Raw genomic sequence first — 24728 nt, 5'->3', positions numbered from 1 at the left:
GCCATGCGTTACATCAGCACCCGCGGCTCGGCCCCCGTCCTCGATTTCGAAGCGGCGACGCTCGCCGGTCTCGCATCCGATGGCGGCCTCTACCTCCCCGAGACATGGCCGACGATGACCCGCGACGAGATCGCCGCGCTCGCCGGGCTCTCCTATGTCGACACCGCGGTCGCCGTCATGGCGCCGTTCGTCGGCGACGCGATGACCCGCGACGCGCTGAAGGCGCTCTGCGACCAGGCCTATGGCCGCTTCTCGCACGCCGCCGTCGTCCCGCTGGTCCAGCTCGACCATGACCAGTGGCTGCTCGAACTCTTCCACGGCCCGACGCTCGCGTTCAAGGACGTCGCGCTCCAGCTGCTCGGCCTCTTCTTCGAACGCTTCCTCGCCGGCACCACCAAGCGCCTGACGATCGTCGGCGCGACCAGCGGCGACACCGGCTCGGCGGCGATCGACGCGGTCGCGGGGCGCGAGGGCATCGACATCTTCATGCTCCACCCCGCCGGCCGCATCTCGGACGTGCAGCGCCGCCAGATGACGACGGTGCTCAGCCCCAATGTCTACAACATCGCCATCGAAGGCAGCTTCGACGACGCGCAGGCGCTCGTGAAGGCGATGTTCAACGACCCCGGCTTCTCCGACCGGTTCGCGCTGTCCGCGGTGAACTCGATCAACTGGGCGCGGCTGATGGCGCAGGTCGTGTACTTCTTCTACGCCGCGGTCCGCCTCGGCGCGCCCGACCGCGAGGTCGCCTTCTCCGTGCCGACCGGCAATTTCGGCGACGTCTTCGCGGGCTATGTCGCCGCGCGGATGGGCCTCCCCGTCGCCAAGCTGGTCGTCGCGACCAACGTCAACGACATCCTCCACCGCGCGCTCAGCAGCGGCGACTATTCGAAGACCGGCGTCGAACAGACCCCGACCCCGTCGATGGACATCCAGGTCAGCTCGAACTTCGAACGCCTGTTGTTCGACCTCGGCAGCCGCGACGGCGCAGCACTCGCCGCACAGATGGCAGGCTTCGAATCCTCGGGCGCGATGCGGCTGACCAACGCGCAGTCGCAAGGGGCGGCGGCGCTGTTCCAGAGCGACCGTGTCGATCTCGACGACATGACGCTCGCGATGCGCTGGGCGCATGAGCATGCCGGGCAGGTAATCGACCCGCACACAGCGATCGGCCTCGCCGCCGCGCTGCGTACCGAGGTGCCGCCCGGCACGCCGATCGTCACGCTCGCCACCGCGCATCCCGCCAAGTTCCGCGACGCGGTCGAGCGCGCGACCGGCGTCCGGCCTTCGCTCCCCGCGCGTGTCGGCGACCTGTTCCAGCGCGAGGAACGCTACGTCACCTTGCCTGCCACCTTCGACGCGATCACCGCCTATATCGCCGACCGCGCAAAGCCGTCGGCATGAAGACGCTCGACACCCTCATCGGCGAACCCTGGGCGGATTACGGCCTGATCGATTCCGGGCACGGCAAGAAGCTCGAACGCTATGGCCGTTTCCGCTTCATCCGCCCCGAACCACAGGCGATGTGGGCCCCCGCCTCGACCGACTGGAAGGCACAAGGCGAGTTCGTCCCCGGCTCGGACGAGGATGGCGGCGGCCGCTGGGAATTCTCGGAACCCGTGCCCCGCGAAGGCTGGACGCTCAAGTGGAACGAGGTGTCCTACACCGCGCAGACCACCCCCTTCCGCCATCTCGGCTTCTTCCCCGACATGGCGCCGGTGTGGAGCTGGATGCGCGAGCGCGTCGCCGGGCTCGACAGTCCGGAATGCATGAACCTGTTCGGCTATACCGGCGTCGGCACGCTCGCCATGGCGACCAAGGGCGTCCGCATGGTCCATGTCGATGCGTCGAAGAAATCGGTCGAGGCGGCCAAGGCCAATGCGCGCCTGTCGGGCATGGCCGACGCGCCGATCCGCTGGATGACCGACGACGCCGCCAAGTTCGTCGCGCGCGAGGTCCGTCGCGGCCGCCGCTATGACGGCATCCTGCTCGACCCGCCCAAATATGGCCGCGGTCCCGAGGGCGAGGTCTGGCGGCTCGAGGAGGATCTCCCCCGCCTCATCGCCGACTGCCGCAAGCTGCTCGACGAGAATTCGCGCTTCCTGTTCCTGACCGTCTACGCAGTCCGCATGTCCGCGCTCGCGATCGGCGAACTGCTCAACCAGGTCTTCGCCGACCTGCCGGGCAAGGTCGAAGCCGGCGAACTCGGCGTCCGCGAGGAAACCCGCGGCCTCACCCTCCCCACCGCCATCTGGGCCCGCTGGTCCCGCGACTGACGCGGGACCACCCCCAGGTCCGTTCGTGCTGAGCGAAGTCGAAGCACACCCCCGCCCCAAACCCCAAGATTCGTTCGTGCTGAGCGAAGTCGAAGCACCTGCGACAGCCCCCGCCTACTCCATCCCCGCCCGCATCGCCGCCCCCGCCACGAACGGCGCCCCCGCCACCAGCACCAGGCTCACCGCGCCGAGCAGCTTGAACGCCCCCGCCCCGCCGACCGGGTCGAGCGCGCCCGCGCCAAAGATCAGCAACGGCACCGCGAGCGGCAGCATCACCAGCCCCGCCACCGCGCTCCCGCCGCGCAACCCCGCGACCAGCGCGCCCGTCGCGACCGCGAGCGCCGCGAGCCCCGGCGTCCCGATCGCCAGCCCGATCTCGACCCGCAGCAACGTCGCCCCCGACAGGTCGAGCAACCCCGCCGCGATCACCGCCGCCAGCATCAACGGCGGCGCGAACGCCACCCAGTGCGCGACGATCTTCGCCGCCGCGACCAGCGCCAGCGACACCCCGCGCACGCGCAACTGGTCGAGCACCCCGCTCTCCAGATCCGGCCCCACCAGCCGCTCGACCGGCAGCAAGGCCGCGAGCAGCGCCGCCGCCCAGATCACACCGCCCCCGACCCGCGCGAGCACCGCCGCATCGGGCCCGATCGCGAACGGAAACAGCACCGCGACCAGCAGGAAGAACGCGACGACCAGCGCCGCCCCGCCCCCCGCATAGCCGCGCCGCACGTCGCGCAAGGTCAGCGCCAGCATCACGCCGCCTCCTCACCCGACAGGACGATCGTCTGCGCCCCCGGAATCGCCAGCGACAGATGCGTCGCGGCCAGCACGATCCCGCCCCCGCCCCGATGCCGCGCGATCAGCGCCTCGAGCCGCCCGAGCGACTCCGCATCGAGCCCGTTGCCCGGTTCGTCGAGCAGCCAGATCGGTGCGCCCGACGCGACCACGCGCGCCATCGCCACCCGCCGCCGCTGCCCGGTCGACAACATCCGCACCGGCACCCCCGCGAGCGCCGCCAGCCCGACAGCGTCGAGCGCCTGCGCCACCGCCGCACTATCCGCGCCGTCGAGCGCCGCCCAGAACGCGAGCCCCTCGCTTACCGTGCGCTCCGCATCCAGCGCCGCCGCCTCGGCGAGCAGCGCGATGCGCCCGGTCGCGGTCACCGCACCCTCGGCGGGCGGCAACAGCCCCGCGGCGATCCGGATCAGACTCGATTTGCCGACGCCGTTCGGCCCCGCGACGACCGCCGCCTCACCCGCCGCCAGCTCGAACGACACGTCGTCGAACAGCCGCCGTCCGCCGCGGTCGCAGGCGACACGGCGAAACGCCAGGCTCACGCCGCGGCGTCTTCCAGCGCATGCATGTCGTCGTCGCTCAGCCCGAAATGATGCCCGATCTCGTGGATCGTGACATGCGCGACCAGATCGTCGAGCCGCACCCCCGTCTCGATCCATTCCTCGAGGATCGCACGCCGGTACAAGGTGATGCGGTCGGGCATCGCGCCGCTATCCATCGACGATTTCTCGCCCAGCGGCCGCCCCTGATACACCCCCGACAGGTCGAGCGGATGCTCGATGCCGAGCTCTGCCAGCGTCTCCTCGTCGGCGAATTCCTCGATGGCGAAGACGACGTCACCCAGATGCACGCGGAATTCGGCGGGCAGCCGCGCGATCGTCGCGCGCCCGATCGCCTCGATCGCAGCCGCATCGGGCGCGAGCCCCTGCACATCACCATGGATTGTCGCTTGCCCGCTCATGGCTCCAGCCATACGCGTTGGCGATCCATAGCTGCAAGGGTACGCGAATGATCGAGGCACTGAACGAGACCGAGCGGGCCGAGGCGCTCGATGGGCTCGACGAGTGGGATTATGACGATGGCCGCGACGCGATCACGCGGACGATCGTGTTCGCCGATTTCGTCGAGGCATTCGGCTTCATGACCCAGGTCGCACTGATCGCCGAGCGCGCCAACCATCATCCCGAATGGAAGAATGTCTGGAACCGCGTCGAGATCCTGCTGACCACCCACGACGCCGGCGGCCTCTCCCCCCGCGACATCGAAATGGCCGAAGCGATCGACGCCATCGTCGGCGACTCCTGACCGCCGAACCGTCATCCTGACCCCTTCCGTCATCCTGACGCCCCCCCCGTCATCCTGACGAAAGTCAGGATCCAGAGCCACAAACGGCAACGCCCGTGACTCTGGGTCCCGGATCAAACCCGGGATGACGGAACCCCCCTACCGCTTCACACTCCGCCGCATCCGCTTGCGCAGCGACCCCGGCATCCAGCGCGCGGCGAACGCCATGCGGTGCGCGGTCTTGCCGACATAGGTGTGGACCGCGTTGCCGTGCACCGCAGCCCAGGCCGCGTCGGCGACCGCCTCGACCCCGGTCAGCTCGAGCCCCGCGCCCGTCACCGTCTCGCGGATCGACCGGTTCGATCCCCCCGCGGTCGTGTTCAGCAGCGGCGTGTCGATGAAGCTCGGCACGATCGCGCGCACCTTGATCCCGTCGCCCGCCCATTCGCCGTCGAGCGCCTCGGTGATCGCGCGCACCCCGAACTTGGTCGCCGAATAGGGCGCCAGCCCCGACGAGCCATAGATCGCCGACGCCGATGCGGTGTTGAGCAGGCACGATCCCGGCGTCCGCTTCAGATAGCCATGACCGATCTTCGCGCCGTTCAGCACGCCGACCAGGTTGACCCCGACCACCCGGTCGATCTCGGCGAAGTCGGTCGTCGCGAGCGGCCCGCCAGAGCCGATCCCGGCATTGTTGAACAGCACGTCGAGCCGCCCGTCCGTCACGGCCGTGAACGCATCGAGCGACGCCACCCACGCCTCGCGGTCGCGCACGTCCATCACATAGGTCGACGCCCCCTCGGGCAGCAGCGCCGCGGTCTCCGCCAGCCCCGCGGCGCTGACGTCGGCCAGCCCGACCCGCCAGCCCTTGCGCGCGAACAGCAAAGCGGTCGCGCGGCCGATCCCCGATCCGCCGCCGGTGATGAATATGCTCTGCTGGCTCATGGCCGATCCTCTCCGTTTGATTTTGCGGTATGTTTCCCGCATCCTGCGCCCAGATGCCAGATCAATCTCCAGCGCTCGCTTTCGAACGCGTCACCAAGGCTTACGGCGCGACGATCGCGGTCGATGCGGTCTCGCTCGACATCGCGGGCGGCAGCTTCGTCGCGCTCGTCGGCACGTCGGGATCGGGCAAGTCGACCCTCCTCAAGACGATCAACCGCCTCGTCGAGCCCAGCGACGGCCGCGTCCTGCTCGACGGCACCGACGTCACGCACGGCCACGCGCCCGCGCTGCGCCGCCGGGTCGGCTATGTCTTCCAGAATATCGGCCTGTTCCCGCACATGACGATCGCCGAGAACATCGCGATCGGGCTGCGCATCGCCGGCCGCGGCGACGAGGCCGATGTCGGCGCGCTGCTCGATCTCGTCGACCTGCCGCGCGGCATCGCCGGACGTCTGCCCGACGCGCTGTCAGGCGGCCAGCGCCAGCGCGTCGGCATCGCCCGCGCGCTCGCGCCCGGGGCAAAGCTCCTGCTCCTCGACGAGGCGTTCGGCGCGCTCGATCCCGTCACCCGCGACGCACTCGGCACGCGCATCCGCGAGCTGCACGACCGGCTGGGCCTCACCACCATCCTCGTCACGCACGACATGGCGGAGGCGTTGCTGCTCGCCGACCGCGTGCTCGTCATGAAGGCCGGGCGTATCGTTGCGGATGCGACCCCCGCCGCGCTCGTCGCGGGCGAAGGCGGCGACGACGCCCAGGCACTGGTCCAGGTCCCGCGCGCGCAGGCCGACCGCCTCCGGGCGCTCGTCGCATGAGCGCGTTCCTCGACGCGCTGACCCGCGTGCCGCCGCTGCTCGCCAGCCACGTCCTGCTGTCCGCGGCGGCGCTGCTGCTCGGCATCGCGATCAGCCTGCCGCTCGCCATCTGGTCCGCGCGCAACGCCGCGGTCGCACGCGTCGCATTGGGCTTTGCCAGCCTCGTCCAGACGGTCCCCAGCCTCGCGCTGCTCGCGCTCTTCTATCCGCTGCTGCTCAGCCTGTCCGCGCTGGTTGGCGGCGGGATCCCCGCCTTGGGCTTCCTCCCCTCGCTGATCGCGCTCACGCTCTATGCGCTGCTGCCGATCCTGCGCAACGCGGTCGCCGGGCTGCAGGGGCTCGATCCCGCGGTGTCGCAGGCCGCCGACGCGGTCGGCATGACCCCCGCGCAGAAGCTCCGCCTCGTCGAGGCCCCGCTCGCCGCCCCCGTCGTCGTCGCCGGCATCCGCACCGCCGCGGTCTGGACGATCGGCGCGGCGACCTTGTCGACCACGGTCGGCCAGCCGAGTCTGGGCGACCTGATCTTCGCCGGGCTCCAGACGCAGAACTGGGCGCTGGTGCTTGCCGGCTGCGTCAGCGCAGCGGCGCTCGCGCTTGTCGTCGACGCGCTGATCGGCGGGATCGAACAGGGCATCCGCGCGCGCCGTCGCTGGCTGTGGATCGCAAGCGCCGCGCTGCTGGTCGCAGGGACTGCGCTCGCCACCGCGCCGCTCTGGCCGCGCGGCGGCGGCGGCGACCGGACGGTCGTCGTCGGCGCGAAGAACTTTTCCGAGCAATATATCCTCGCGCGGCTCATCGGCGACCGGCTGACGCGCGCGGGCTACACCGTCACCTACCGCGACGGGCTCGGCTCCGCGCTCGTCTTCGGCGCGCTCGCAGGCGGCGATATCGACGTCTATGTCGACTATGCCGGCACGATCTGGGCCAACGAGATGAAGCGCAGCGACGTGCCCGAGCGCACGAAGATGGTCGCCGATATCGGCACTTGGGCGACGAGTACGCACGGCGTCGGCCTGGTCGGCACGCTCGGGTTCGAGAACGCCTATGCCTTTGCGATGAAGGCGGACGTGGCGCGCCGCCAGCGCATCGCGAGCCTCGACGATCTGGTGAAGGCCGCGCCCGGCCTGACGCTCGGCAGCGACCTCGAGTTCCTCGAACGCCCCGAATGGGCGGCGGTGAAACGCGCCTATCCCCTCCGCTTCGCGCGCACCACGCCGTACAGCCCGACCTTCATGTACCGCGCACTGCAGAGCGGGAAGGCGGACGTCATCTCCGCCTTTTCCTCGGACGGCCGGATCGCCGCGGACAATCTGACCGTGCTCACCGACCCGCGCCACGCGATTCCGGGCTATGACGCGATCCTGATGGTCGCCCCCGCGCGTGCGAACGACGCCCGCTTCACCGCCGCGCTCCGCCCGCTTGTCGGCCGCATCCCGGTCGAGGCGATGCGCACCGCCAACTACCAGGTCGACCGCGACACCGACAAACAGACCCCCGAGTCCGCCGCCCGCTGGCTCGCGACCAGGATCGGCCTGTAACCCGAACGCTGAACCGCCCCCACCCCGTCATCCTGCCCCCCCTCCGTCATCCTGACGAAAGTCAGGATCCAGAGCCACGGAGGGCGGCGCTGTTGGGCTCTGGATCCTGACTTCCGTCAGGATGACGCGAGCCTCAGAAAAACAGCTTCCGCACGCTCAACCGCACCGTCCGCCCCAGCGGATCGAGATAATCCGGCTGATAGGTGTTCGGCACCGCCCCGCTCGCATCGGTTACCCGCTGCCGCGTGTTGAACACATTGTCGACCGACAGCGTGACGCGCATCCCGCGCAGCCACGGCCGCGCCTTCACCCATTCGAGCCGCTGCCCCAGATCCGCGAACAGCCGCACGTTTGCGGTCGCCAGCCCGCCGAAATTGAGCGTCTCGGGCGCCGCCGCGGTCCCGCCATCGACCCGCGTGCCCTCCGCGTAATTCGCCGACAGCCGCGCGCCCAGACCGTTATTGCTATAGCCCGCCTGCGCCTCCAGGCTGTGCCGCGCCGACCCGCCATTATTGCCGATCGCATCGCCGTCGAGCAGGTTCAGGCTCGGCCCGCCCTCCGCGACCAGCACGCGGTCGGTAAAGCGCCAGGTGTGATACAGCGCGAACTGGACACGCCCGCCGCCCTGCCCGCGTCCGCCACGCCCGAAGCCGCCGCCCCCGCCGCCCGGACCACCCGGGCCACCGCCGCCGCGTCCCTCACCCGGCCCGGCGCCTTCGCCCCGCGGTCCTTCACCCCGCGCGCCTTCACCCCGCCCGCCTTCACCCCGAGGCCGCCCGCCGCCCGGCGGCTGCATCCCGGCAAACGGATTGGGCCCCGTCCCCGCGCGAAACGCCTCGAGCTCGCGCTGGATCTTCGACTTCAGCGGCGCGGAGAAATTGATCCCCCAGCGCAGTTCGGAGCGTTCGCTGCGCGCGAAATTGATCGGCCGCCGGTCGACCTGCAACAGTGCGCCCGTCGCATCGCGGACGAACCGGTCGGGGAACGCCGCCTCGATCGCCGCGGTCGCGGCCGGGAAGGCGGCGATCGGATTGTCGGTCCGGCTGTCGACATAATTGGCGGTCAGCGTCACCTCGCGCCCCGCCCAGGGCTTCACCGTCAGCCCCAGCTTTGTCACGCGGTTATTGTCCGCGCTCAGCCCGGGATTGCCGCCGCTGATCGTGGTGACGGTCGCGGTCGTGCCCTGGACATAATCGAACACGCGGACATTGGGCGTCGTGATCGACGGATTGCCCAGCTGCTGCGCGGTCGGCGCCTGGTCGGTGTCGGTCACCGACGCGATCAGCCGCACCGCCGGGATCGGCGCCCAGTTCGCGCCGTAACCAAGCGTGGTCAGCGTGCCGAAATCCGACAAATGATCCTGCGCCAGGTTGAAGTTCGCCGACAGCGTGCCGAGGAACGGCAGCACGTCCTTCGACCGGCTCGCGATCGGCAGGTCGACATTGACCTGGCCGTTGACCGTGTCGCGCGCCACCTGCCCGCGCTGCGCGAACCCGCCGCGATCCGACCGGCTGTCGAAGTCGGCGGTCTCCGCGCCCAGCTTCAGCGTCGTCGACACGTCGCCCGCAGGCAGCGCGAACAGCCGGCCATTGGCGACCGCGTCGATCCCGCCGATGCTCTGCGTCGCATAGGCGCGGTTGCCCGCCGCCGCGCCGATATCCGCCGCGGTCAGCGCGCCCAGCGGCACCGCGGTCGGATCGCCCGCCGCCAGCCGCGCATTGAACGCGCCCGCATCGACGCCGGTATCGGTGAAGGTCTGCGTATCGCTGCGATCGTAATTGCCCGTCACCGTCCAGCGCCACGTGCCGACATCGCCGTTCAGCGTCGTGCCCAGATGCGCCGCGATCGACGACGCGCGCTGCGCCAGCGGCAGGAAGCCCGGATCGTCGAGCGCACGGTTGATCACGCTCCCGTCCGCCAGCGTCAGCGCGGCGACGGGCAGGCCGTTCAGGCTGCGGCTGTCGGTCGATTCGAGCCGTCCGTTGATCGTCGCGCCGACATTGCCGAAGATGTTGCGCGCATAGACGCTGTTCGCGGTGAAGGTGCTCGTCTGGCCCTGCAGCGTGCGGAACGGCGTCGGATCGACGACCGTGCCGCCCGCTCCCACCGCCCCGCTGCCGTTGCCCCCGGCGATCGGCACGATGTCGCGCTCCGCCTCGGTCAGCGCCGAACTCGTCGTATATTCGGCATGCAGGTTGACCCGCCGGTCGCGCGCGATCGTCAGCAGGTCGAGCTTGGCCTGCGGCGTGTTCGTGCCCCCCTCGGTCGGCATCCGGTCGATCGCCTCCGCGGTCACCGCGCGAAAGCGGCGGCGCAGCACGAAGTTCACGACCTTCTGGTCCGCGCGATAGCCATATTTCAGCGCGACCTCCTCGGGCAGGATCTCGACGCGCTGGATCGCCTCGGTCGGGATGTCGCGGATTTCGGAAAAGCTCGAGATGCGCCGCCCGTTGAGCAGTACCACCGGCGCGCCCCCGCTGCCGCGCCCGCTCGTCGTCTGCGGGCTGAGTTCGGCGAGCAGGTCGGACACCGAACTGACGCCGTAGGAACGGATGTCCGCCTGGCCGAGCGTCTGGTCGGGCGGAATGTCGCCGACCACCGATCCGGGCAGCTTGCGCGATCCGGTGACGACGATCTCCTCGCCCTCGACGCTATCCTCCGGCTCGGCGGCGGCGCCGTCCGTCTGCGCGCCCTCTGTCGCCGGCGCCGGCGCAGGCGCCTGTTGCGCCGCCGCCATCGCCGGCAGGCTCACCGCCAGCATCAAACCCAGTGTACGCATAACCCTGATATCCCATCGACCTGACCCCGGCACCTAGGGGCCAATTGTCGCAGGATTATGCCGCTTCACCGCGTCGCGTCGGTCGGTCCGGCCATGATTCCGGCAGCCCCGGCGGCGGCCCCGACGGCGGGCGGCGTCCCGATCAGCTCCATCCGCGTCGTCGTCGCGCCGAGATCGATCCCCGCCTCGCGGAGCTGGCGCAGCAGCGTGAACAGCAGCGCGCTGCGCACCGGATAGGCATCGCGCGGGCTCGCGACATAGGCAAAGCAGTTGAGCTTCGCGCGCCCGCCATCGACCGAATCGATGAACACCTTCACCTCGGGATCGTCGAGCACCTCGCTCTGGTCGGCAAAGGCGGTGAACAGCATCGTCCGCACCGCGTCGAGATCGCTCTCGATCGGCACCGAGAATTGCAGCTGGATCCGCCCGATCGGCGCGGCCAGCGTCATGTTCTGGATCGTCTTGGTGATCAGCTCCGAATTGGGGACGATCAGCGTCGATCGGTCGGCGACCTGGATCTCGGTCGACCGCACGTTGATCCGCTTGACGTCGCCCTCCTGGTTGCCGATCCGCACCCAGTCGCCGATCTTGACCGGCCGCTCGGCGAGCAGGATCAGCCCCGACACGAAATTCTGCGTGATCGCCTGCAGGCCGAAGCCGATGCCCACCGACAGCGCGCCGAGCACCACCGCCAGCTTCTCCATCCCGATCCCGAGCGCGGCGAGCGCCCACAACACCGCGGCGATGATCCCCGCATAGCGCGCGACCATCGTCACCGAATTCTGCGCGCCCGCATCCATCGCGGTCGTCGGCAGGTAACTGTTGACCAGCCAGTGCTGCAGCCCGCGCATGATCGCCAGCGCAACGAACAGCACCGCGATCGACCGCAGCACCGCGCCAGGCGATATCGTGATCTCGCCGACCGTGATCCCGCCCGCAAGCGTCCCGAACAGCTCGAACACCGACGTCACGCCCGCCCCGAACGGCGCCATCACCGCGCCGAACGCCAGCATGATCAGCATCAGCCGCAGCACCGCCGACAGCAGGACGCCGATCTGGTCGACCGTCCGGTTGCCGACGCCGAAGCCGCTGTTCGCGCTGCGGCCGATCCGGTTGCTGCTCGACAGCGCGGCACGGCAGGCGTCGTCGGTGAAGGTCATCATCAGGTACAGCGTCGCGCCGACGATCGCCCCCCACACCATCCACTGCGCGGTCTTCAGCGCGAAATTGACGTATCCGGTCAGCGTCGCGACGAACGCGACCAGCACCGCCAGCCACACGACCAGCGCGACGATCGCGAGCAGGCTGTTGCGGGCGGGCTTCTCGGGATCGGGCTGGGCCGCCGCCCTCAGTCGCCCGAGCGCGACCAGCACGCCGGCGATCAGCGCCAGGTGGAGCAGCGCGATCAGCGCGTTCGCCGCGGTCGACGCCGCCGCACTCGCGCCGACCAGCGCGTTGGCCGTGATCAGCAGCTGGCCGAAGAACACCAACCCCGCCGCCGCCCAGGTGAAGGGGCGCAGCGTCTGTGCCGCGCTGTCGCCGATCGGCAACAGCCGCCAGCTCGGCTGCGCGCGCAACAGCAACGCGCCGCCCAACGCCGACAGGAAGGCCGCAAAGAACGACAATCCGACGAAACGCGCCGCGATCTGGTCGAACGCGGGCGACAGCAAGGCGGACCAGCGCAGCGACTGGACGAACGCCAGCGCGGCGAATCCGGGCAACATCGTGCCGATCACCACCAGCCACAGCGCATAGGCGGACCGCCGGATCCGCCCCCCCGGCGCATGATCGGTCGCATAGCCGCGCCCCAGCCGGTGGAGCGCACCGCGCACCGGCACGAGCAGCACCAGTGCGGCGAGCAGCCCGGTCAGCGCGATCATCGCCGCCTGCATGTCGAACCGCTGCACGAACTGGCGCGCGCCGGTCGCCGCGAACCGGTTCAGCCGCGCAGTGTCGCGCGGCAGGTGATCGACGATCGCGGTCCACAAAGTCGGCGACAGCGGCGACGCGCTGCGCTCGGACAATTGCTGGCCCAGCTCCTCCGCCTCGGCCGCACCGATATCGTCGATCTGCTGCTTGGCCTCGACTCCGATCAGCCGCGCGCGCTTGATCGCCGAATCGATCGCCGACTGGCTCTGCGCGAGCAATCGGCGCTGCTGGCGGATCTCGGGCGCCTCGACGACACCCGGCGTCGCCGCGCCCAGCTCGGTCACCCGCGCCTGGACCAGCGCCATTTCGGGCGTCAGCACGCGCACCGCCTCCGCCGCGGTCGCCTGCACCGCCTCCGCCCGCGTCCGCAACGCCTGCCGCGCCGCATCGTCACGCGCCTCGACCGCCGCATCGTCGACCGCCTGCAACTCCGCCGACGCCCGCGTCAGCCCCGCCGCGACCGAGGCCACCTTCGCCTCGTCCTGCGCGACGGCAGGCACGGCGGACACGAGCAGCAGCAACGCGGCGAAATAGCGGGGAACGATCATCCGCCCGGCTCTACAGCGTCACAGCCAAAAACGGGAGAGCCCGCCGCGATGGCCCGCCCTCCCTACACACCACCCCGGCGAAGGCCGGGGCCCAGTTGGGAAAGCTGAAGTAACGACGCGCAGCGCTAGCCCAGCCACCTCCCCCTACTGGACCCCGGCCTCCGCCGGGGTGGTGGAGCCCATGTTCTCCCGCGAAGGCGGGAGCCCAGTCTGGGTCCCCGCCTCCGCGGGGACACAAGAGCTGAAACCTATTCCAGCTCCAAGATCACCTGATCCACCGCCAGGCTGTCCCCCGCCGCCGCCGATACCGACTTCACCACGCCGGTCTTCTCCGCGCGCAGGATATTTTCCATCTTCATCGCCTCGACCACCGCGAGCGCCTGCCCCGCCTCAACCCGGTCCCCCGCCGCGACGTCGAGCCGCACGAGCAGCCCCGGCATCGGGCAGAGCAGGAATTTCGACAGATCGGGCGCGACCTTCTCGATCAGATGCGCGGCATAGGGCGCGACCCGTGCGGGCAGCACGCGCGCGACATGGCTCGCGCCGCGCGTCGTCAGCCTGAACCCGGCGCGCGCCCTGGCGATGCGGATCGTGAGATGCTCGTCGCCCTCGACCATCACCATCCGATCCCCCGGCGTATATTCGAGCGACAGGTCGAGCTCTTCGCCATCGACCGAAATCCCGTCGGTCGACACGCGCACGTCGTGATCGGTCCCGCCGATCGTCACCACCCAGTCCGCAGGCGGGCGCAACCGCCGCCCGAGCTGCCCGTCGACCCGCCGCGCGCGGTCGGCTTCTGCCGTCGCGGCAAAGGCGGCAACCGCGGCGAGCGTCGTCAGCAACACCGCATCCGCGGGCGCGCCGTGGAAGCCGTCGGGATATTCCTCGGCGATGAACCCGGTCGTCAGCGCCCCCGACTGGAAGCGCGGATGCTGCATGACCGCCGACAGGAAATCGATGTTGTTCCCCGGCCCCTCGAGCTCGAACGCGTCGAGCGCCGCGATCTGCGCCGCGACCGCCCCCTCGCGCGTCGGTGCCCAGGTGATCAGCTTGGCGATCATCGGGTCATAGAACATGCTGACCTCGCCCCCCTCGCGCACGCCATCGTCGACACGGACGCGGGGTTCGGCGGAGTCTACACCGTTCGTGCTGAGCGAAGTCGAAGCACCCTCGCTCAGGGCGAACGGGAGGGGCGGATTATACCGCACCAGCCGCCCGATGCTCGGCAGGAACCCGCGATACGGATCCTCCGCATAGACCCGGTTCTCGATCGACCAGCCGTTCAGCTTCACGTCGTCCTGTGCGAACCCGAGCGGCTCGCCCGCCGCGACCCGGATCATCAGCTCGACCAGATCGAGCCCGGTAATCTCCTCGGTCACCGGATGCTCGACCTGGAGTCGCGTGTTCATCTCGAGGAAGTAGAACCCCTCGCCGCTCGTATCCGCGCCCGACACGATCAGCTCGACCGTCCCCGCCGAATAATAGCCGACCGCGCGCGCCAGCGCGACCGCCTGCTCGCCCATCGCCTTGCGCATCTTGGGCGTGACGAACGGCGACGGCGCCTCCTCGACGACCTTCTGGTGCCGCCGCTGGATCGAGCATTCGCGCTCGTTCAGATAGACGATGTTGCCATGCTGGTCGCCGATCAGCTGGATCTCGATATGCCGCGGGCTCTCGATGAACTTCTCGATGAACACGCGGTCGTCGCCGAACGACGCCAGCCCCTCGCGCTTGGTCGCCTCGAAGCCCTCGCGGACGTCCTGCTCGCTGTACGCCAGCCGCATGCCCTTGCCGCCGCCGCCCGCCGACGCCTTCATCATCACCGGATAGCCGATGCCGCCAGCGATCTCGACCGCATGGTCGGTGCTGTCGATCTCGCCCAGATAGCCCGGCACGACGTTGACGCCCGCCGCCTTGGCGAGCTTCTTCGATTCGATCTTGTCGCCCATCGCCGCGATCGCAGCCGGCGGCGGCCCGATGAACGCGATCCCCGCCTCGGCACATGCCCGCGCGAAACTCTCGCGCTCGGACAGGAAGCCATAGCCCGGATGGATGCAGTCCGCGCCCGTCTCCTTCGCCGCCAGCAGGATCAGCTCGGCCTTGAGATAGCTCTCCGCCGCGGGCGCTGGCCCCAGCCGCACGCTCTCGTCCGCCATCAGCACGTGCGGGCTGCGCACATCGGCGTCGGAATAGACCGCGACGGTCTTGATCCCCATCGCCTTGGCGGTGCGCATCACGCGGCATGCGATCTCGCCGCGATTGGCGACCAGGATTTTCTTGAACATCTCTCGCCCTAAACTGTGCCGTCTCCCCGGCTTGGCGCCGGGTGCGGACGTGTATTTACTGGTACCAGATCATCGATTTGAGCTGCGCGGTCCGTGCCTTGGTCAGGCCGGTGCGACAGCCGGCGATCGTCATCGCCTGCGCCGATCCGCCGGCATATTGCCCGCCCTCGATCACGCACTGCGTGTCGCGGAACTTCAGCCACGCGCGCTGGCTCTCGAGCAGCGATCCCGCAAACCCAAAGCCACCGCCACGCGACGTGTCCTGCGCATCGCGCCGCTTCATATAGGCGTAGGTCCGCTTCCACTGCGCGGTCATCGCCGCATCCGCCTGCGCATAGCTGCTGCCCGCGGACCGGGTCATCTGCGCTTGCGACTGCATCGGCGCGGCGGCGATCAGCAACGCGATCAGCAGCATGTCTTGGCCTCGCGCATCGGCTCCGGCCCGACCATCGGCGTCATGCCGAGCTTGGCAAGCAACGCCGCATCCGCGCTGTCGCCGGCATTGCCCGTCGTCAGCAGCGTGTCGCCGGTGAAGATCGAATTCGCCCCCGCCATGAAGCACAGCGCCTGGGTCGCCTCGGACATGCTCTCGCGTCCCGCCGACAGCCGCACCATGCTCAGCGGCATCGTGATCCGCGCCACCGCGACGGTCCGCACGAACTCGATATCGTCGATCTTCGCGAGCGGCGTGTCGGCGAGCATGTTGCCGAGCACCGTCCCCTTGACCGGCACCAGCGCATTGACCGGCACGCTCTCGGGATGCCGCGGCAGCGTGGCGAGCGCATGGACGAAGCCGACGCGATCGCTGCGCGTCTCGCCCATCCCGACGATCCCGCCGCAGCACACCGAGATGCCCGCATCGCGCACGTTCGCCAGCGTCTCCAGCCGGTCCTCGAAGGTCCGCGTGGTGATGACGTTGCCGTAATTCTCCGGCGAGGTGTCGATATTGTGGTTGTAGTAATCGAGCCCCGCATCGGCGAGCTGCTTGGCCTGATCCGCGTCGAGCATGCCGAGCGTCATGCACGTCTCCAGCCCCATCGCGCGGACGCCCTCGACCATCGCCACGACCTTCGGCATGTCGCGGGCTTTAGGGTTGCGCCACGCCGCGCCCATGCAGAACCGCTGCGAGCCCGCCGCCTTGGCGTGCGCGGCGTCGGCGAGCACCGCATCGACGTCCATCAGCTTTTCCGCCTTCAGCTGCGTGTCCGCGCTCGCCGACTGCGAACAATAGCCGCAATCCTCGGGGCACCCGCCGGTCTTGATCGACAGCAATGTGCACAGCTGCACCTCGCTCACCGCATGATGCGCCCGGTGCACGGTCTGCGCCCGGTACATGAGGTCGTCGAACGGCAGGTCGAACAACGCCGCGATCTCCGCGCGCGTCCAGTCGGTCCGCACCGTGCCCCCCTCCCCTTCAGGGGAGGGGCTGGGGGTGGGGCCCGTCCGCATATCCGACGTCGCGTTCGCGGCGGAACCCCACCCCAACCCCTCCCCTGAAGGGGAGGGGCTCGCAGGCGCGCCATAGCCGTCACCGGAGGGGCTCGTGCGGATCATCGTATCGGTCATTCTGCGGCTTCCTCTTGCGGGCCCATATTATGGCCGAGGAGCTTCAACACGTCCTCGGCGGCCTGGATCAGGTTGGTGCCGGGTCCGAAGATCGCCTGGACCCCGGCATCACGCAGCGCCTGATAGTCCTGTGCGGGAATAACGCCACCCGCGATCACCTTGATATCCGCGCGTCCCGCCTCGCGCAGGTGGCCGATCAGCTCGGGGATCAGCGTCTTGTGCCCCGCCGCCAGGCTCGACGCGCCGACCACGTCGACGTCCTTGGCCAGCGCCAGCGCGGCGACCTCCGCCGGGGTCTGGAACAGCGCCCCCGGCACGATCTCGAACCCCAGATCGCCGAACATCGACGAGACGAGATTGGCGCCGCGGTCATGCCCGTCCTGCCCCATTTTGGCGACGAGCATGCGGGGCTTGCGTCCCAGCCGCCGCTCAGTCGCTTCGACCCCGTCGGTCAGCCGCGTCCAGCGCGCATCATCCTCATACGCGCCGCCATAGACGCCCGACACCGGCGTCGGCTGCGTGCCGTAGCGCCCGAACACGTCCTCCATCGCCGACGAAATCTCGCCCAGCGTCGCCCGCGCCCGCGCGCACTCGACCGCGAGCGCCAGCAGGTTCTCCGACCCCTTCGCCCCCTCGCGCAGTGCATCGAGCGCCGCCCGGCACGCCTCCTCGTCCCGCGTCGCCTTCACCCGCGCGATCCGCTCGACCTGGCCTGCGCGCACCGCGACATTGTCGACGTCGAGGATCTCGATCGCGTCCTGCTCGGCGAGTCTGTACTTGTTCACCCCGACGATCACGTCCTCGCCGCGATCGACGCGCGCCTGGCGTCCCGCCGCGGCTTCCTCGATCATCGCCTTGGGCCAGCCCGCCGCGACCGCCTTGGCCATCCCGCCCTCGGCCTGGATCCGCTCGATCAGCGTCCACGCGCCGTCGACCAGGCTCTGCGTCAGGCTCTCGACATAGTAACTGCCGCCGAGCGGATCGACGACCTTGGTCATCCCCGTCTCTTCCTGCAGCACGATCTGCGTGTTGCGCGCGATCCGCGCGGAAAAGTCGGTCGGCAGCGCGATCGCCTCGTCGAGCGCGTTGGTGTGGAGCGACTGCGTCCCCCCCAGCATCGCCGCCATCGCCTCGATCGTCGTGCGCATGACGTTGTTGTACGGGTCCTGCTCGGTCAGCGACACGCCCGACGTCTGGCAATGCGTACGCAGCATCTTCGACCGCTCGTCCTGCGCGCCCAGCTGCGTCATCGCGCGGTGCCACAGCACGCGCGCGGCGCGCAGCTTGGCGATCTCCATGAAGAAGTTCATGCCGATCGCGAAGAAGAACGACAGCCGCCCGGCGAACTTGTCGATGTCGAGCCCGCTCGCGACGCCGTATTTCACATATTCCATGCCGTCGGCGATCGTGAAGGCGAGCTCGTGGAGCTGCGTCGCCCCCGCCTCCTGCATGTGATAGCCGCTGATCGAGATGCTGTTGAACTTGGGCATCTCGCGGCTGGTGTAGCCGAAGATGTCCGAGATGATCCGCATGCTCGGCTCGGGCGGGTAGATATAGGTGTTGCGGACCATGAACTCCTTGAGGATGTCGTTCTGGATGGTCCCGTCGAGCAGGTGCCGCGGCACGCCCTGCTCCTCGCCCGCGACGATGAAGAAGGCGAGGATCGGGATCACCGCGCCGTTCATCGTCATGCTGACCGACATCTTGTCGAGCGGGATGCCGTCGAACAGGATCTTCATGTCCTCGACGCTGTCGATCGCGACGCCGGCCTTGCCGACGTCGCCCGTCACGCGCGGATGGTCGCTGTCATAGCCACGATGCGTCGCCAGATCGAACGCGACCGAGAGGCCCTTCTGGCCCGCAGCAAGATTGCGCCGGTAGAACGCGTTCGACGCCTCCGCGGTCGAGAACCCCGCATATTGCCGGATCGTCCACGGCCGCCCCGCATACATCGACGCCCGCACCCCACGCGTGAACGGCGCGAACCCGGGGAGGCCGGGGTCGGCGGTCACGTCCGCCGCGGTATAGAGCGGCTTGACGTCGATCCCCTCGGGCGTAGCCCATGTCAGGTCGGCACCCTTCACCTCTTTCGCGGCAGCGGCCTCCCACTCGGCAAGCGTCGGATTCGGTTTATCAGTCATACTCTAGTTCCCCGGCGAAGGCCGGGGCCCAGCCCTAAAATAAATCGCGCGCGGCAGCGCGTTCGATGCTGCGCATCGAGCCTGGGCCCCGGCCTCCGCCGGGGAACGAGAAGCGCGTGTCGTCACGTCCCCGTGAACACCGGCTTGCGCTTCGTCAGGAACGCGATCCCGCCCTCCATCGAATCCGCAGACCCGCGCGCCGCCCGCTGGTTGACCGCCTCGGCCTCCATCGCGCCCGCATAATCGCTTGCATAGGCCGCGGTGATCGCGCGCCGCATCAGCCCCAATGCCACCGTCGGCATCGCCGCCAGCCGCTCCGCCAGCGCGAACGCCTCGGCGTCGAGCGCGTCGTCCGCGACGACCTTGTGCACCATCCCCCAGTCGAGCGCCTTCGCCGCGGGCATCCGCTCGCCCAGCATCATCATCTCGGTCGCCCGCGCGCGGCCGATCAGCCGCGGCAGCATCCACGACGCGCCGCCATCGGGCACCAGCCCGATATTGACGAACGCCTGGAGGAAATACGCGCTCTCGCTGGCGACACAGAAATCCGCGGCAAGCGCGAGGCTGCACCCGATCCCCGCCGCCGGCCCGCGCACTGCGCTTACCACCGGCACGCCCAGCTCGGCGATCGCCGCCATCGCCGGATTATAGCTGCCGGTCAGCGCCTGATAGGTCGCCGCACCCGGATCGTCCGACCCCAGCGCCCCGCCACCGACATCCGCGCCCGAACAGAACGCCCGCCCCGCACCCGCGATCAGCACCGCCCGCGCACCGTCCAGATCGCCGAGCGCCACACGCAGCTCCTCGAACATCGCCGGCGGCGCCGCATTCAGCCGGTCGGGCCGGTTGAGCGTCAGCACCAGCACGTCGCCACGCCGCTCGCTCAGGATATGCTCGTACGCGGTCATGCCAGTCTCCCCCATCGATTACGCCCCAGTCGGCTAGCCCCACCCCTTCCGTTCGCCCTGAGCGAAGTCGAAGGGCCTGAGTCCCACGCACTCCGACCACGCCCAGCACCAACGGACAAAGGATGCGGGGTCAATGATCCTCCCCCGGCGTCTCCATCAGTTCGACGAGCATCCCGCCAAAGTCCTTCGGGTGGACGAACACGATCGGCGTGCCATGCGCGCCGATCCGCGGTTCGCCGAGCACCGTCGCGCCCTTCGCCTTCAAGTCCGCGACCGCCGCCGCGATGTCGGGCACCTCGAAACACACATGATGCTGCCCCCCCGCCGGGTTCTTGCGCAAAAACCCCGCGATCGGCGAGCTCTCGTCATAAGGTTCGATCAGCTCGATCTGCGTGTTGGGCGCATCGATGAAGCACACCTTCACGCCCTGCGCAGGCAGGTCGAACGGCTCCCCGATCACCGTCGCGCCGAGCAACGACCGGTACGTCTCGACCGACTTCGCGATCGACGGCGTCGCGACCCCGACATGGTTGAGGCGGCCCAGACTCATTGCGCATCCTCGGCCGCGGGCGGCGCAGGCGGCGGCGGTGGCACGACGCCCAGCGTGTAGCCGCACACCCCCAGCACCTGCCGCACCATCGCATCGCTCGCCGGCGCGACGAAATTGGCCTGCACCGCAAAGCCTGCGCCGTTGGTCGCCTCGACGCGCACCGTCTTCGATTTCACCAGGAACGTCGTCAGCCGCGTGATCGCCACGGGATCGGTGATGTACGTCCCCGTCCCCGGAAACTGCCAGTTATAGGTGAAGGCCGGCCCGCCATCGAAGCGCACCGCGACCGGCTTGTCCGCGCCCTGCCCGAGCGACTGCGGCTGGATGAACTGGATAGACACGATCGACTCGGTGCCGACGTCGCACTTCACGACGAACCGCGACAGACCGTCATTACCCGTGACCGAGGTGGAAATGCTCCGCACCCCCGCCGCATTGGTCCGGTCGGCGAGCTTCCACGCGGGCGTGGCTGTGCTTGTCGCAGCCGCGGCTTGGAAAAGCAGAAGCGCGATCATTGCTCGATCCTCGGGGTCGGTCGTATCCCGGACCGCATTTCCTCGAACGTTTCCAGGCGGATCAGGCGTCCGTTGATCTGGATGACCGAGTCGACCACGCGTCGCACCTGCCCGTTGGTCGCGGCAAGTTCCTCGTTCAACCGCTCGACCTTGCTGCGGAGCAGGATGACGGACTCGATCGTCCGCATCGCGTCGCCGATCATGCTCATGCGACACGCTCCGCGTCGGACAGCCCGGCCTCGCGCAGCCTGGCGTCGATATCGGCGCGCAGACGCTGCTGCCCCTCGATCGCCGCATCGAGCGCGGCGTGCATCGCCGGGAGCGCCTCGTCGAGTTCGTGGATCAACAGCTTGAAGCGGTCGTCCTCGGTCATGTCGCCCTCGACGACATAGCGCGACGTCGCCTCGCGAACGACATGCCCCACGGACATGCCGTTGCTCGCCGCAAACGCGTCGAGCGCCGCCTTGTGATCGGGGGTGGTCAGAAACGTCACGCGTTCGGTCTGCATGTCACGACTCCTTCGCATGACATGATAATGTGCTTGGCATGACCCAACAAGCCGCCCCTTCAGAGCGGGATGTTGTCATGCTTCTTCCACGGATTCTCGACTTGCTTGCCGCGCAGCTTGCGCAGGCCCAGCGCGATCCGCCGCCGCGTCGAATGCGGCTGGATCACCTCGTCGATGAACCCCTTGCTCGCCGCGACGAACGGGTTGGCGAAGCGCGCCTCGTACTCCGCGGTCCGCTCCGCGATCTCCTCGGGCGTCTTGCCGCGAAAGATGATCTCGACCGCGCCCTTCGCACCCATCACCGCGATCTCCGCGGTCGGCCACGCATAGTTCAGGTCGCCGCGCAGATGCTTCGACGCCATCACGTCATACGCGCCGCCATACGCCTTGCGCGTGATCACGGTGATCTTCGGCACGGTCGCCTCGCCATAGGCGAACAGCAGTTTCGCGCCGTGCTTGATGATCCCGTTATGCTCCTGCGCGGTGCCGGGCAGGAAGCCGGGGACGTCGACGAACGTCACGATCGGGATCTCGAACGCGTCGCAGAAGCGCACGAACCGCGCCGCCTTCTTCGAGCTGTTGATGTCGAGCACGCCCGCGAGCACCATCGGCTGGTTCGCGACGAAGCCGACGGTCCGCCCCTCGATCCGCCCGAAACCGGTGACGATGTTGGCCGCATGCGCCGGCTGCGTCTCGAAGAAATCGCCCTCGTCGACGACCTTCCGGATCAGCTCGTGCATGTCATAGGGCTGGTTCGCCGACGCCGGGATCAGCGTGTCGAGGCTCTCCTCGACCCGGTCCCACGCGTCCGCGGTCGGGCGCTCGGGCACGCCCGCACGGTTCGATTCGGGCAGGAAATCGAAGAAGTCGCGCGCCGCGAGCAACGCCTCGATGTCGTTCTCGAACGCATTGTCCGCGACCGACGTCTTGGTCGTGTGCGTCACCGCACCGCCCAGCGCCTCCTGCGTGACCACCTCGTTCGTCACCGTCTTGACCACGTCGGGCCCGGTCACGAACATGTAGCTCGAATCCTTCACCATGAAGATGAAGTCGGTCATCGCCGGGCTGTAGACTGCGCCGCCCGCACACGGCCCCATGATCAGCGACAGCTGCGGCACGACGCCGCTCGCCAGCACGTTGCGCTGGAACACCTCGGCATAGCCGCCAAGGCTCGCGACACCCTCCTGGATGCGCGCGCCGCCGCTGTCGTTCAGCCCGATGATCGGCGCGCCGACCTTCATCGCGCTGTCCATAACCTTGCAGATCTTCTGCGCGTGGCGTTCGCTGAGCGACCCGCCGAATACCGTGAAATCCTGGCTGAACACGAAGACGAGGCGGCCGTTGATCGTGCCCGATCCCGTGACCACGCCGTCGCCGGGGATCACCTGGTCCTGCATGCCGAAATCGACGCAGTTATGCTCGACATACATGTCAAGCTCCTCGAACGATCCCTCGTCCAGCAGCACGTCAAGGCGCTCCCTTGCGGTGAGCTTTCCCTTGGCGTGCTGCGCTCCGATCCGCTTGATACCCCCGCCCACTCTTGCGGCTTCGCGGCGTCGTTCAAGCTCTTCGATCGTCGATGACATCGTCTCTCCGTCCTGCTGGGGGCTTTCACAGAGCGGGACGCAATGCGCAAATGCAATGTTGCAAACTTGTGCCACCCATGTTTGCAAACTACACCCGCAGCATGACCAATCCCCCCCGCCGCCTCTTCGTCGGACACCGGCTGCGCGACCTTCGCGGCACGCTCGGGATCAGCCAGGCGGCGATGGCGGTCCGGATCGGCATCTCGGTCAGCTATCTCTCGCAGATCGAGAATGGCGACCGCCCGGTCAGCGAAGCCGTGCTCGTCACATTAGCGCGCGAATTCCCCGCCGACTGGGGCAGCATCGACGCCGCCGACGACACCGCGCTGCTCGTCGCGACGCTCGAGGCGGTCACCGATACCAGCGTCGCCGCCCCCACGCCCGACGAAAGCGCGATCCGCCGCGCGGTGAAGCACCAGCCTTTGCTCGCCCAGCGGCTCGTCGCGATGCACGACGCCTATCGCCGCGCGCAGGAACAGTTGCGCGCGCTCGACGACCGGCTGGTGGCGGGGTCAGGCGCGCCCGGGCTGCTCCCCTGGGAGGATGTCCGCGACTGGTTTCACGCCGCGGGCAATTATGTCGACACGCTCGATCGTCGCGCGGAGGAAATCGGCGAGACGCTCGGCAGCGATCGGATCGCGTCCCTCGAGGCGCGGCTCGCGGCGCGCGGCGTCTCGGTGACGATCTCGGGCGCACTCGCCGCGCCGTTACGCGACTATGACGGCACGACCTTGCGGCTCGACGGATCGCAGCCGGGCGAGACCACGCTCTTCTCGCTCGCGCATCAGGTCGCGCGCGGCGAGTTCGCCGATCTGATCGCCGACATCGTCGCCGCCTCCGACATGGCGTCGGAGACCGCGCGTGCGCTGCTGACCGCGGGGCTCACCAATTACGCCGCGGGCGCGATCGTCATGCCCTATACCCGCTTCCGCGCAGAGGCACGCAGCGTCCGCCACGATATCGACCGGCTGCGGCGGATCTTCGGTACCAGCTTCGAACAGACCTGCCACCGGCTCTCGACCTTGCAGCGCCCCGGCGCGCTCGGCATCCCGTTCTTCTTCTGCCGCGTCGACATGGCGGGCAACATCACCAAGCGCCACTCCGCCACCCGCCTCCAGTTCGCGCGTTTCGGCGGCGCCTGCCCCTTGTGGATCGTCCACGAGGCGGTCGCGATCCCCGACCGCATCCTCACGCAATTGCTCGAGACCAGCGACGGCATCCGCTACGTCTCGATGGCCAAGGGGCTGGTGAAACCGTCCGAAACCTATACCCGGCCCGCCCGCCGCTATGCGGTGGCGCTGGGCTGCGAGGAGGCGAACGCGTCCGAATTCATCTATGCCGACGCGCTCGGCACCGGCGGCATCGCCACCCCGATCGGCGCATCCTGCCGCATCTGCCTGCGCCCCGACTGCGACCAGCGCGCGTTTCCGCCGGCCGCCAGCGAAATCCGCGTCGACCCCAACCGCCGCGGCGCGGTCCCGTATGAGGTGGTGTGAGCGCAGCACGCACCCACAAACTTTACCCCAGCAGATCAAACACCCCCCCCGGCGAAGGCCGGGGCCCAGTTGGGGGACCAAAATAACGTAGGGTAAGGCGGAGTCACGAGGGCCTTCCCACCTGGACCCCGGCCTCCGCCGGGGAGGTGGTGTATATGGCTGAACGTTCGCCCCAATCGAGCGACCCCGGACAGGCGCGCCCCGGACAGGCAGCAGCCCCCTGCCCCCACCCCCAAAACCCGTCATCCCCGCGAAGGCGGG

Annotated in this window: 22 protein-coding genes; 6 read left to right on the top strand and 16 right to left on the bottom strand. The window is 69.1% G+C overall.

The genetic code is table 11. The features are described 5' to 3' along the window. Window positions 1-3: 3 nt before the first annotated feature. Both thrC and J3A66_RS12840 read left to right on the top strand, forming a co-directional pair. The gene (gene thrC / locus J3A66_RS12845) at window positions 4-1404 is read left to right on the top strand and encodes a threonine synthase (RefSeq protein ID WP_166746381.1); all 1401 of its coding nucleotides are present in this window, start codon (window positions 4-6) and stop codon (window positions 1402-1404) included. Next, entirely contained in the window at window positions 1401-2276 is an 876-nt protein-coding gene (locus tag J3A66_RS12840; RefSeq protein ID WP_056017567.1) for a class I SAM-dependent methyltransferase, read from the top strand. The genes thrC and J3A66_RS12840 overlap by 4 nt, the downstream gene beginning before the upstream one ends. Window positions 2277-2390: 114 nt before the next feature. On the opposite strand, the gene J3A66_RS12835 is transcribed toward J3A66_RS12840, so the two are convergent. From J3A66_RS12835 to J3A66_RS12825, 3 genes are read right to left on the bottom strand one after another with little or no spacing between them, the layout of a single operon-like run. Beyond that, window positions 2391-3032, bottom strand: a complete 642-nt coding sequence (locus J3A66_RS12835; protein ID WP_192098622.1) for a heme exporter protein CcmB — start codon at window positions 3030-3032, stop codon at window positions 2391-2393. Then, window positions 3032-3616 (bottom strand): heme ABC exporter ATP-binding protein CcmA, encoded by a 585-nt coding sequence (gene ccmA, locus J3A66_RS12830; RefSeq protein WP_209570580.1) that lies wholly within the window; start codon window positions 3614-3616, stop codon window positions 3032-3034. The genes J3A66_RS12835 and ccmA overlap by 1 nt, the downstream gene beginning before the upstream one ends. Then, the gene (locus tag J3A66_RS12825; RefSeq protein ID WP_245336816.1) at window positions 3613-4035 is read right to left on the bottom strand and encodes a metallopeptidase family protein; all 423 of its coding nucleotides are present in this window, start codon (window positions 4033-4035) and stop codon (window positions 3613-3615) included. Before J3A66_RS12825 ends, ccmA begins: the two co-directional genes overlap by 4 nt. Window positions 4036-4082: 47 nt before the next feature. Between J3A66_RS12825 and J3A66_RS12820 the strand changes: the two genes are divergently transcribed. Then, a complete protein-coding gene (locus tag J3A66_RS12820) occupies window positions 4083-4379 on the top strand; it encodes a 4a-hydroxytetrahydrobiopterin dehydratase (RefSeq protein WP_031394518.1) in 297 nt (98 codons plus the stop codon). Between the two features lie 138 nt (window positions 4380-4517). Here J3A66_RS12820 and J3A66_RS12815 read toward each other — a convergent pair whose 3' ends face one another. Further along, complete coding sequence (locus tag J3A66_RS12815; RefSeq protein ID WP_209569224.1) at window positions 4518-5303, bottom strand: SDR family oxidoreductase; 786 nt, start codon at window positions 5301-5303, stop codon at window positions 4518-4520. Between the two features lie 53 nt (window positions 5304-5356). On the opposite strand from J3A66_RS12815, the gene J3A66_RS12810 reads away from it, so the two are divergent. Then, window positions 5357-6118 carry an ATP-binding cassette domain-containing protein gene (locus J3A66_RS12810; RefSeq protein ID WP_209569222.1) on the top strand — a complete coding sequence of 254 codons (762 nt, stop codon included), beginning with the start codon at window positions 5357-5359 and terminating at the stop codon, window positions 6116-6118. After that, the gene (locus J3A66_RS12805) at window positions 6115-7656 is read left to right on the top strand and encodes an ABC transporter permease/substrate-binding protein (protein WP_209569219.1); all 1542 of its coding nucleotides are present in this window, start codon (window positions 6115-6117) and stop codon (window positions 7654-7656) included. The genes J3A66_RS12810 and J3A66_RS12805 overlap by 4 nt, the downstream gene beginning before the upstream one ends. A 133-nt stretch (window positions 7657-7789) precedes the next feature. On the opposite strand, the gene J3A66_RS12800 is transcribed toward J3A66_RS12805, so the two are convergent. The 12 genes from J3A66_RS12800 to J3A66_RS12745 all read right to left on the bottom strand — a co-directional run bounded on the left by J3A66_RS12800 (window position 7790) and on the right by J3A66_RS12745 (window position 22971). Beyond that, window positions 7790-10435, bottom strand: a complete 2646-nt coding sequence (locus tag J3A66_RS12800) for a TonB-dependent receptor (RefSeq protein ID WP_209569217.1) — start codon at window positions 10433-10435, stop codon at window positions 7790-7792. Window positions 10436-10500: 65 nt separating this feature from the next. Beyond that, on the bottom strand, window positions 10501-12912 hold the full coding sequence (locus J3A66_RS12795; RefSeq protein ID WP_209569215.1) for a DUF3772 domain-containing protein: 2412 nt from the start codon (window positions 12910-12912) through the stop codon (window positions 10501-10503). Between the two features lie 248 nt (window positions 12913-13160). Next, window positions 13161-15197: an acetyl/propionyl/methylcrotonyl-CoA carboxylase subunit alpha gene (locus J3A66_RS12790; RefSeq protein WP_209569213.1), complete on the bottom strand. Its 2037-nt coding sequence runs from the start codon at window positions 15195-15197 to the stop codon at window positions 13161-13163. A 55-nt stretch (window positions 15198-15252) separates the two neighbouring features. After that, window positions 15253-15612 carry a lysozyme inhibitor LprI family protein gene (locus J3A66_RS12785; protein ID WP_209569211.1) on the bottom strand — a complete coding sequence of 120 codons (360 nt, stop codon included), beginning with the start codon at window positions 15610-15612 and terminating at the stop codon, window positions 15253-15255. Next, entirely contained in the window at window positions 15603-16646 is a 1044-nt protein-coding gene (gene bioB, locus J3A66_RS12780) for a biotin synthase BioB (RefSeq protein WP_209570500.1), read from the bottom strand. The genes J3A66_RS12785 and bioB overlap by 10 nt, the downstream gene beginning before the upstream one ends. A gap of 113 nt (window positions 16647-16759) precedes the next feature. Next, window positions 16760-18904: a methylmalonyl-CoA mutase gene (scpA, locus tag J3A66_RS12775; protein WP_209569209.1), complete on the bottom strand. Its 2145-nt coding sequence runs from the start codon at window positions 18902-18904 to the stop codon at window positions 16760-16762. Window positions 18905-19026: 122 nt separating this feature from the next. Next, window positions 19027-19812: an enoyl-CoA hydratase-related protein gene (locus J3A66_RS12770; protein ID WP_209569207.1), complete on the bottom strand. Its 786-nt coding sequence runs from the start codon at window positions 19810-19812 to the stop codon at window positions 19027-19029. A 130-nt stretch (window positions 19813-19942) separates the two neighbouring features. Then, entirely contained in the window at window positions 19943-20362 is a 420-nt protein-coding gene (gene mce / locus J3A66_RS12765; RefSeq protein ID WP_209569205.1) for a methylmalonyl-CoA epimerase, read from the bottom strand. Next, window positions 20359-20877, bottom strand: coding sequence for a hypothetical protein (locus J3A66_RS12760; protein ID WP_209569204.1), 519 nt, complete (start codon window positions 20875-20877; stop codon window positions 20359-20361). Before J3A66_RS12760 ends, mce begins: the two co-directional genes overlap by 4 nt. Then, a complete protein-coding gene (locus tag J3A66_RS12755; RefSeq protein ID WP_037530777.1) occupies window positions 20874-21086 on the bottom strand; it encodes a hypothetical protein in 213 nt (70 codons plus the stop codon). Before J3A66_RS12755 ends, J3A66_RS12760 begins: the two co-directional genes overlap by 4 nt. Beyond that, the gene (locus J3A66_RS12750) at window positions 21083-21385 is read right to left on the bottom strand and encodes a hypothetical protein (RefSeq protein ID WP_209569203.1); all 303 of its coding nucleotides are present in this window, start codon (window positions 21383-21385) and stop codon (window positions 21083-21085) included. The genes J3A66_RS12755 and J3A66_RS12750 overlap by 4 nt, the downstream gene beginning before the upstream one ends. Window positions 21386-21444: 59 nt before the next feature. Beyond that, window positions 21445-22971, bottom strand: a complete 1527-nt coding sequence (locus tag J3A66_RS12745; protein ID WP_209569201.1) for an acyl-CoA carboxylase subunit beta — start codon at window positions 22969-22971, stop codon at window positions 21445-21447. A gap of 101 nt (window positions 22972-23072) precedes the next feature. On the opposite strand from J3A66_RS12745, the gene J3A66_RS12740 reads away from it, so the two are divergent. Then, window positions 23073-24467, top strand: a complete 1395-nt coding sequence (locus tag J3A66_RS12740; protein ID WP_209569199.1) for an XRE family transcriptional regulator — start codon at window positions 23073-23075, stop codon at window positions 24465-24467. Window positions 24468-24728: the final 261 nt, after the last annotated feature.

The sequence above is a fragment of the Sphingomonas sp. PvP018 genome, assembly GCF_017876865.1.
Taxonomy (GTDB): Bacteria; Pseudomonadota; Alphaproteobacteria; order Sphingomonadales; family Sphingomonadaceae; genus Sphingomonas; species Sphingomonas aerolata.
Note: the sequence above shows the minus strand (reverse complement) of the source record. Positions and strands in the feature narration are given on the sequence as shown.

Bases quoted from the DNA above. Each gene is read 5' to 3' on its own strand.
- thrC (WP_166746381.1), top strand. From the start codon at position 4: ATGCGTTACATCAGCACCCGCGGCTCGGCCCCCGTCCTCGATTTCGAA.
- J3A66_RS12840 (WP_056017567.1), top strand. From the start codon at position 1,401: ATGAAGACGCTCGACACCCTCATCGGCGAACCCTGGGCGGATTACGGC.
- J3A66_RS12835 (WP_192098622.1), bottom strand. From the start codon at position 3,032: ATGCTGGCGCTGACCTTGCGCGACGTGCGGCGCGGCTATGCGGGGGGC.
- J3A66_RS12825 (WP_245336816.1), bottom strand. From the start codon at position 4,035: ATGAGCGGGCAAGCGACAATCCATGGTGATGTGCAGGGGCTCGCGCCC.
- J3A66_RS12820 (WP_031394518.1), top strand. From the start codon at position 4,083: ATGATCGAGGCACTGAACGAGACCGAGCGGGCCGAGGCGCTCGATGGG.
- J3A66_RS12815 (WP_209569224.1), bottom strand. From the start codon at position 5,303: ATGAGCCAGCAGAGCATATTCATCACCGGCGGCGGATCGGGGATCGGC.
- J3A66_RS12810 (WP_209569222.1), top strand. From the start codon at position 5,357: ATGCCAGATCAATCTCCAGCGCTCGCTTTCGAACGCGTCACCAAGGCT.
- J3A66_RS12805 (WP_209569219.1), top strand. From the start codon at position 6,115: ATGAGCGCGTTCCTCGACGCGCTGACCCGCGTGCCGCCGCTGCTCGCC.
- J3A66_RS12800 (WP_209569217.1), bottom strand. From the start codon at position 10,435: ATGCGTACACTGGGTTTGATGCTGGCGGTGAGCCTGCCGGCGATGGCG.
- J3A66_RS12795 (WP_209569215.1), bottom strand. From the start codon at position 12,912: ATGATCGTTCCCCGCTATTTCGCCGCGTTGCTGCTGCTCGTGTCCGCC.
- J3A66_RS12790 (WP_209569213.1), bottom strand. From the start codon at position 15,197: ATGTTCAAGAAAATCCTGGTCGCCAATCGCGGCGAGATCGCATGCCGC.
- J3A66_RS12785 (WP_209569211.1), bottom strand. From the start codon at position 15,612: ATGCTGCTGATCGCGTTGCTGATCGCCGCCGCGCCGATGCAGTCGCAA.
- bioB (WP_209570500.1), bottom strand. From the start codon at position 16,646: ATGCGGACGGGCCCCACCCCCAGCCCCTCCCCTGAAGGGGAGGGGGGC.
- scpA (WP_209569209.1), bottom strand. From the start codon at position 18,904: ATGACTGATAAACCGAATCCGACGCTTGCCGAGTGGGAGGCCGCTGCC.
- J3A66_RS12770 (WP_209569207.1), bottom strand. From the start codon at position 19,812: ATGACCGCGTACGAGCATATCCTGAGCGAGCGGCGTGGCGACGTGCTG.
- mce (WP_209569205.1), bottom strand. From the start codon at position 20,362: ATGAGTCTGGGCCGCCTCAACCATGTCGGGGTCGCGACGCCGTCGATC.
- J3A66_RS12760 (WP_209569204.1), bottom strand. From the start codon at position 20,877: ATGATCGCGCTTCTGCTTTTCCAAGCCGCGGCTGCGACAAGCACAGCC.
- J3A66_RS12755 (WP_037530777.1), bottom strand. From the start codon at position 21,086: ATGAGCATGATCGGCGACGCGATGCGGACGATCGAGTCCGTCATCCTG.
- J3A66_RS12750 (WP_209569203.1), bottom strand. From the start codon at position 21,385: ATGCAGACCGAACGCGTGACGTTTCTGACCACCCCCGATCACAAGGCG.
- J3A66_RS12745 (WP_209569201.1), bottom strand. From the start codon at position 22,971: ATGTCATCGACGATCGAAGAGCTTGAACGACGCCGCGAAGCCGCAAGA.
- J3A66_RS12740 (WP_209569199.1), top strand. From the start codon at position 23,073: ATGACCAATCCCCCCCGCCGCCTCTTCGTCGGACACCGGCTGCGCGAC.